3 protein-coding genes are annotated in these 8,917 nt (G+C 42.5%); 2 read left to right on the top strand and 1 reads right to left on the bottom strand.

Annotated elements, in window-relative coordinates:
• The first annotated feature begins 675 nt into the window (after positions 1-675).
• Together AB1422_12955 and AB1422_12950 are read left to right on the top strand one after the other, a co-directional pair.
• Positions 676-1,053 carry a DUF5618 family protein gene (locus AB1422_12955; GenBank protein ID MEW6620221.1) on the top strand — a complete coding sequence of 126 codons (378 nt, stop codon included), beginning with the start codon at positions 676-678 and terminating at the stop codon, positions 1,051-1,053.
• A 611-nt stretch (positions 1,054-1,664) separates the two neighbouring features.
• Positions 1,665-8,708, top strand: coding sequence for a right-handed parallel beta-helix repeat-containing protein (locus AB1422_12950; GenBank protein MEW6620220.1), 7,044 nt, complete (start codon positions 1,665-1,667; stop codon positions 8,706-8,708).
• Here AB1422_12950 and AB1422_12945 read toward each other — a convergent pair.
• Positions 8,648-8,851, bottom strand: coding sequence for a hypothetical protein (locus tag AB1422_12945; GenBank protein MEW6620219.1), 204 nt, complete (start codon positions 8,849-8,851; stop codon positions 8,648-8,650). The two genes, AB1422_12950 and AB1422_12945, sit on opposite strands and share 61 nt — an antisense overlap.
• Positions 8,852-8,917 lie beyond the last annotated feature (66 nt).

The raw sequence follows: 8,917 nt of genomic DNA, 5'->3' as shown, positions 1-8,917 counted from the left end.
ATATTGAGATATAATTAGGGTAAGGGGTCAGCCACTTAAATAATGATGAACCGAATCAAGGTAAAAAGAGATTAAGATGTAGAATCTGTTAAAGGAGAAGAGATGGATAACGCTAACAGAACATACAGAGAGGGAGAGTCATTCTAACCTGTTGCAGGACATAGAGTTAGGAGAATATAAGCACAGTGATTAATTTTACTGTGCTTTTTTGTCTTTTCTGACAGGATTAAGTTATAGTAAGCGGATTGAACGGATTAAACGGATAAAAAAATAATCCGCTTAATCCCATTACTAAAAATAATCGACCTGTGAAATAGGCTTAAATAAAATGCAAGAAACAGATATTCAATCTCTACTACAAACAGGTTGCTCCTACGGAGCTACAAACATATTGCTTTTGCGAAATACTACAAACAGATTGCTCCTACGGAGCTTTATTCATATTAGCTCCAGAGGAGCGATATGTTTGTAGAAAGATTATCTCCCTCATAACAAATTAGCTCCATAGGAGCGAGCTGTTTATTCTTTTTCTCACTCTAATTGGGGGATATTTTGTTCTTCTATTTCATAGGTTGAAATTTACCAACAAACTTTACACGCACCCTTTTACAAAATAATTGTTGACAGAATAAAAGAAAATATGTTAAGATAAGAAAACAACGGGGAGATTTAAAAATGAAAGAATCATTAAGATATTTAAATAATGCCAGGGAGATATTGAGGTCTATTCCAGTAGAGGATAATACCTATACAGATGTTAAGCCTATCCAAGAGGCATTTGGAACAGCCTATCTGGCTATTTTAGAGGCAATAAATGAATATCTGATTGAAAAGAAGCAAGTTGCGAAGAAAGAAATTCTAAAGTCAGTAGATGGATATAGAGAAGCATTAAAAAAATACCTGGCTGTTCATAATGGAAAGTTGATGAGGGAATTTGAAATGCTTTATGACACCTTGCACATAGCAGGTTATTATAGAGGACTTATTTATGATACCCAGGGAGTTAAACATTATTTAAAATTAGCAAAAGATTTTATAGAAAAGATTGGATAAAGATGTGAGGTAAGAAATTATGACTCTCATTCCAAAAGTTTCTAATCTAACCAATAACCAAAGATATACCATAGAATTTTTAGAAGGGGGGGGGCTTCCGCTTAACTCCTTTACTTTCAACATATTACAACAATATTGACCAATCACAAAAAGCGTTTCAGTCGTGAATTAAAAGCGAATGAAACGCTTTTTTTGTTTTTTGACGCTGATATTTATCACGCAAAGACACGGAGATACAGAGAGAAAAAAGAGAAAGAAATTAAATATACTCTGTGAACTCTGTGGCTCTGTGTGAGGTATTTTTAGGAGGAAAGGAAGTTTCACGCAAATTATTTTTTTCTGGTAATGGGTCAGTTATCGGTGGGAAATTAAGGTGGAGGTAAAAGAGAGAAATTCTGGTAATCCCTCAGTTATGAGGTGGGAAGATAACTATTTATTCACTTAAACGCTGAAATTGGAAATTGGAAATTGAGTTTTTCACTTCTCTCCCCAATTTCTAATTTCCAATTTCACTCAATTTTACTCCCTTTACACCCGATAACTGAGGCATTACTTTTTCTGTGTTTTTCTGTGTCTGTGGCTCAAAACTATTTTTCAGGAGGTATAAAAAGATGAATCCCACAAGACCTTGCTGTGATATGAAGGGTTTAATGGGATATAAAAAGAGGTCTAACGGGATGAAGAAGCTATTGGCTTTAGTGGTATTTGGGATGGGTTTTTTAACCCAGGGGGCAATGGCAGTGGATTTGTATGTGCCAGGAAGTTATACGACAATCCAGTTGGCAATAGATGCGGCAAATCCTGGGGATCGGGTTATTGTTTCAACGGGAACCTACAATGAGGCGGTTTATATCAACAAAAATATTACTTTGATTGGTGCGGCTCAAGGTGTTTGCACAATTACAGCCTCTGGCTTAGGCGATACAAACACGGTAACCTTTGATGGCACAAATGCAAAGGGAACAATCACAGGATTTACCATAACTGGGGCAACAAGCACAGTTTGGCCATATGGCAGTGGAATATTTGGTACAAATAGTGCAAACCCAACCATTATCCATAATACCATCTCGGGGAATCGCTATGGCATCTACTGCGACTCCTCCTCCCCAGCCATCACCAATAACACCATCTCATGGAATAGCTATGGCATCTTCTGCAACTCCTCCTTCTCAACCATCACCAACAATACCATATCGGGGAATACCAGATATGGCATCTCCTGCCACTACTACCCCTCGCCACAAATCACCAACAACACAATATTGGAGAATACCTGTGATGGCATCGACTGCGACTACTCCTCCCCCACCATCACTAACAATACAATATCGGGGAATGGCTGGTATGGCATCTACTTCTTCTCCTCCTCGCCACAAATCACCAACAATATCATTGTAAATAATAGATGGTATGGCATCTACCGAGCTTCTGGCAATCCCACGATGAACTACAACGATATTTGGAATAATTCTTCAGGTAATTATGGCAATTGCTCTCCTGGACCAAACGACATCTCACTTGACCCACAATTTATAAGCTTAACTGACTTTCATTTCCAATCAAATTCCCCCTGCATAGATTTTGGCTCAAACACAGCCATAGGTACCATTACCACTGACAAAGATGGTAATCCAAGGATTGTAAATGGCATTGTTGATATGGGTGCCTATGAATTCCAAGGAACCCCAACCGTAACTGGCTCAGTTACAGTCTATGATTCTTTAGGCCAAATCATTGGAACTTATACCGCAATCCAGCAAGGAATAAATGCCTGCCCTATTGGTGGCATAGTCTCTGTTTCCCCTGGAGGTTACACCGGCACAGTTTATCTTAACAAAACCTTAACCTTAATTGGAGCGGGTGCAGATATTTGCACAATCACTTCATCTGGTTTAGGCAATTACGGTATCATAACCTTTGATAGCAATAATGCAAACGGCACAATTACAGGCTTTACCATAACTGGAGCAAGTAACAGTGGAATATGTTGCCATAATGGTGCAAATCCAACCATTATCCATAATACCATATCGGGGAATAGCTATGGCATCAACTGCTACTCCTCCTCCCCAAATATCACCAACAACACAATCTCGGGGAATAGCTACCATGGCATCTGCTGCTACTCCTCCTCCCCAACCATCATCAACAACACAATCTCGGGGAATAGCGATCGGGGCATCTCCTGCTCCTCCCCAAACATCACCAACAACACCATATCGGGCAATAGCTATGGCATCTACTGCGACAACTCTTCCTCCCCAAACATCACCAACAACACAATCTCAGGGAATGACTGTGGCATCTGGTGCTTCTCCTTCTCAAACATCACCAACAACACAATCTCAGGGAATGACTGTGGCATCTGGTGCTTCTCCTCCTCGGGAACCATCAGCAACAACACCATAGCGGGGAATAAATGGGATGGCATCTACTGCCACGCCTCCTCCCCAACCATCAGCAACAACACCATAGCGGGGCATAGCAGATATGGCATCTACTCCAACTCCTCCTTCCCAACCATCACCAACAACACAATCTCAGTGAATGGCTGTGGCATCTACTGCCTCTCCTCCTCCCCAGCCATTACCAACAACACCATATCGGGAAATAGTGATGATGGTATCTCCTGCGAGTACTCCTCCTCCCCAACCATTACCAATAACACAATCTCAGGCAATAGCGAGGATGGCATCTACTGCGACTCCTCCTCCCCAGCCATCACCAATAACATTATTACTGAAAACGGGACAACAAGCACAAGTTATTATGGTATTTATAAATACTCAGGCAACCCAATCATCGACTACAACTGTGTCTTTCGGAATGGGCAAGGCGGTAATAATAATTACTACCACTGCTCTGCTGGCTTGCACGATATATCCCTTGATCCGCAGTTTATCGGCAATGGTGACTACCATTTGGGTTCTGGTTCACTCTGCATTGATGCAGGCTCAAACACCGCCCCCGGAATCTACGGGACATCGACTGATAAAGACGGCAATCCAAGGATTATAAATGGCATAGTTGATATGGGTGCCTATGAGTATCAAGATACCCCTCCTTCTTTTTCCGGTTCTATCTTTGGGACGGTCACGGATACAAACGGCGATCCCATTTCCGGAGCCCTGGTAAAGGTAATCTCTCTGGCAAAGATATTGAGTCTAACAAGAGGCGAGGCAATCACCAGTGATAATGGCACCTATACCATCGAAAATCTACCTTTCGGAACATATGCCATCAGGGCATCCTGTGCCAGCTATTATCATTCCTATAGAGGAGGGATCAGGGTAGATGGCCCAATTCTCAAAATAGAACTCAGGATGCTCTCCACAGAGACGACCACTATTTATGTTGATAAAAGCAGCACCACAGGGATCGAGAATGGCTCGCAACAATATCCATACTCTACTATCCAGAGAGGAGTGGATATTTGTCCTCCTGAGGCTACGGTCTCGGTTACGGCTGGAACTTATACAGAACCTGTCTATATCGACAAAGGGATTGCCCTAATTGGAAACGGAACACCTACGATCAAACCTCCTTCAGGAAATAATGGGGTAACCTTTGATGGAACATTTACAGATAATGTCTCTATTTCAGGCTTTTGGATAACCGGGGCAAGTTATGGAATATACTGCAACAATGGTGCAGAACCAGTAATCACGCATAACACCATCTCAGGGAATAATGATGGCATCTACTGCGGCAACTCCTCCCCAACCATCACCAACAACACCATCTTGGCGAATAGCAAGTATGGCATCTACTGCCAAAACTCCTCCTCCCCAGCTATCACCAATAACACAATATCGGGGAATAAAGGGAGTGGCATCTCCTGCTGCTCCTCCTCCCCAACCATTACCAATAACACCATCGCGGAGAATAGCTGGAATGGCATCTCCTGCTACGGCTCCTCCCCAACCATCACGCATAACACCATCTTGGCGAATAGCAAGTGTGGCATCTCCTGCGACACCCACTCCTCCCCAGCCATCACGCATAACATCATATCGGGGAATAGATATGATGGCATCGACTGCGGGTGGTACTCCTCCCCAGCCATCACCAACAACACCATATCGGGGAATAGCTACCATGGCATCTCCTGCTCCTTCTCCTCCTCCCCAGCCATTACCAACAACACAATCTCGGGGAATAGCGATTATGGCATCTCCTGCGAGTACTCCTCCTCCCCCACCATCACCAATAACACAATATCGGGAAATAGCAAGGATGGCATTTTCTGCTGGAACTCCTCCCTAAATATCACCAACAATATCATTGTCCAAAATGGCACATCCAATGATTGGACCTATGGCATTCGGAATGGTGGAGATCCTCCTGGCACCCCTACCATTGACTACAACGATGTCTGGGAAAATGGAGATAATGGCTTTAATAATTATTCTGGTTGCTCTGCTGGACCAAATGACATCTCAGATGACCCCCAATTTGCCGAGAGTGATTATCGCCTTGGTTCCTCCTCCCCCTGCATTGATGCAGGTTCAAATTCTGCAGTCCCAAGCTGGCTTACCACCGACAAAGACGGTAATCCAAGGATTATAAATGGCATCGTAGATATAGGTGCCTATGAATTTCAAATAATTTTACCACCTGCTATCTTAAGTATATCTCCAAGCAAGGGAGGGAATGCAGGGCAAGTCACAGTAAAAATAATTGGAAGGGGTTTTAAGGAAGGGGCTATCCCTAAATTAAAGAGAGGGGTTTATGAGATTACTGGAATATCTATAGTTTATACCCCTAATCGCCTTACCACAACATTTGACCTTACAAATAAAGAGCCAGGGATATGGGATGTTGTGGTAGAAAACCTTGAGGGGACTCTCGTATTGCCAGGAGGATTTACTATTGAGCAAGGAGGAGAGCCAAAGCTGTGGGTGGAGATTGTAGGGAGGGAACAGATACAAGTTGGTAGAGAGCAAACCTATTGGATTCGATATGGTAATGCTGGGAATCTGGATGCACATAGCGTACTTTTGTTACTCCGTCAACCTCGAAATGTTAATTACGAAGTTAATGTTCCATTGGCTGAGCCAACGTTGGAACAAATTAAGCCAGAAGATGCTCTGGACAGTGGCTCGAAGATTTCCTTATGGTTTATTATTACACATGTTCCCGCTGGTTCCATAGATGAGTTTCCTCTGAAACTGACAACAACACAAAGGGTTGATATACCTATTAGTGCCTCTATTTTTATGGTGGAACAGAGTATATTAGAGTCGCCAGCGAGAAATAGATTGGAGTCGGAATTTCTTGAATTACAGATTCTTAAGTCACTTCAGGCGAATAGTGAGCCCCAGCGTGGAGATATGGTTTTCCGTTTGTCTCCACCACCAGGCGGCACGGGTCACGTTGGTATTTATGTGGAGGATGCTAATGGCAACGGATTTGTAATCGACCACAATACTGATGACTTCGTGAAGGTTACACCTTTTGCGCAGTGGAAAAAGGGGGAAGGAGGGTATGTGGGACATGCTCATACCCCTGACTGGACGCCTAATATCGGGGAGAAAATAGCTCTTGAGGCATGGAACATGGTCGGGGAGAGGTTTCCATATTTAAGTCCTCCAATTGGTCCCTTTAAGAATTGTGTGGAGTTTGCGAATGATATGTACAAGAAGGCCGGACTACAAACTTGGGAATTTAGCACTAATCCGCCGTCATGGGTATATGAATTTTTTACACTTTTTTCTGGTTCTCCGAAGAGGTGGCCGGAAGAAGAGAAGCCTTTTTGGATACAGCCCCCAAGTAGAAATTTTGATTTATGGAGGATTCTGGAAGAAGCCCTCATAGAGGATGCAGATAAAATGGCTGCGATATTTAAGCGATCATTAAAGGTAGTTATCTCCTACGACCCCAATGACAAAGCTGGTCCTTCAGGCTTTGGTGAGAACAAATGGGTTTCTCCCGAACAAACATTTCAGTATCTTGTCTACTTTGAAAATGCCCTTCCTACTGCTACGGCATATGCTCAAGAGATAAAGATTGCCGACCAGCTTTCTCCTAATCTTGATACCTCAACCCTTGTATTCAATAGCATCTGCATAGGAGACAGGATAATTAACCTACCAGAGGATAGCCAACAAATCTCAACATCAACAATAATTTCTGTTGGAACATGGAGTGGTGGAACACCAGAGACAGATACAGTAAAACTTAATATTCAAGCATCATTAAGTGCAACTGGAACAATCCAAATAAAGCTTGAGGGAAGGACTTTAGGGACAAATGAGCTTACAGACCTTCTTCCTCCAAATTCAGACCCACCAAATGGAGAGGGATGGGTAAGTTTTACCATTAAGCCTAAATCAAACCTATCATCAGGGACACAGATAAAAAACAAAGCAAGCATTGTCTTTGATACAAATGACCCAATGGATACACCAGAAGTCTTTAACACCATTGATTCTGGTATCCCAACAAGCTATGTAAAGCCTCTGCCAGCTATTTCTACCTCTACAAGCTTTAATCTTGAATGGCAAGGTAGTGATGACCTAAATGGCTCTGGGATTAGAAACTATACCATTTATTGTTCAGATAATGAAAGTCCTTATGCCACGATTTATGTTGCCACTTCAACCGGTGCTTATACCTATACAGGGGAATATCATCATAGATATAGGTTTTACTCAAGGGCATCTGATAATGTGGGAAATCTTGAGGCTATTCCAGAAAGTCCTGATTGTGAAATACTTCTTATCCCTGAAGGGATTAGAATAGAGGCAGATAAAAGGGCAATCCCCATCTTTGGCACAACCTCCCTTTACTGCTTTGCCAAAGGCACAGAATCCCTCTTTGCTACCTGGACATTATCAGGCAACATAGGCACTTTGTCATCTCATTTTGGCACAAGCACCATCTTTTATGCCACCCAAATAGGCATTGGCACAATTACCGCCTTTGATGGCACTTCTACTGCCCAAATACCTATCGTTGTAGGTGAATGTGTGGATGAGATAAGAATCTGGACAGGCACATTAACCGCCACCTGGGGAACGGCAACCGCAAGATTTGGCACCTCTACCAGAGAGGTATATCTCTTACCCATTGGAACGGTTAGTTCTGCCATATTGCAAAGCCTGACAGGGAATATTGGCATTGGAATGAAAATAAATGCCTTTGGCACATCAGCCACTGAAATTACCGGCACCTTAACCACTCCTGTGCAGATAATGTTTAACTATGACGAGACGGTTTTAGGGAATATAGATGAAAGAACTCTGATGTTGTATCTATCATCAGATGGTAATCTCTGGAAATTGGTAGTTGACTCAAATAGAGATGCAGATGCAAATATCGTCTATGGCACAATCACTCATCTGTCCTTTGTTGCCCCCGCAGGCAAATCAAAGATAACCGCTGCCAGCGACTTAACCGGGGTGTTCGTCTATCCCAACCCCTGCTATGCCTCAAGGGGACAACAATTACATTTCAAGCGATTAACCGCTCAATGCACGATTAAGGTATTCAACATCGTGGGTGAATTAGTCAAAGAGATAGAGCATAACAATGGCACAGATGAAGAGGTCTGGACAAATCCACGCGAGGTTGCCTCAGGTGTCTATATCTACCTGATTAAGAACGAGCAGGGACAGAAGGCAATCGGCAAGCTGGGGATTATTAAATAACGGTAAATGTTCAGGTGGTAATTTACCGCAGAGACAAAGTGTAAGAAAGGGGATAAGGAGATAAGGGCGATATGGAGATAAGATATAGATTGAAATTTATAGAAATAGGTAGAAATTGATTGTGGGAAACAACAAATTTCCATAAATTTCTATTAGTTTCTACTAATTTCAATTTTTTTAATAATATCTCCCTATCTCCTTAATCTCCA

This window comes from bacterium, from assembly GCA_040757115.1.
Classification (GTDB): Bacteria; UBA9089; CG2-30-40-21; order CG2-30-40-21; family SBAY01; genus JBFLXS01.
Note: the sequence above shows the minus strand (reverse complement) of the source record. Positions and strands in the feature narration are given on the sequence as shown.

What these genes read in the sequence shown, in the direction of transcription:
- AB1422_12950 (MEW6620220.1), top strand. Translation starts at nt 1,665, where the DNA reads ATGAATCCCACAAGACCTTGCTGTGATATGAAGGGTTTAATGGGATAT.
- AB1422_12955 (MEW6620221.1), top strand. Translation starts at nt 676, where the DNA reads ATGAAAGAATCATTAAGATATTTAAATAATGCCAGGGAGATATTGAGG.
- AB1422_12945 (MEW6620219.1), bottom strand. Translation starts at nt 8,851, where the DNA reads ATGGAAATTTGTTGTTTCCCACAATCAATTTCTACCTATTTCTATAAA.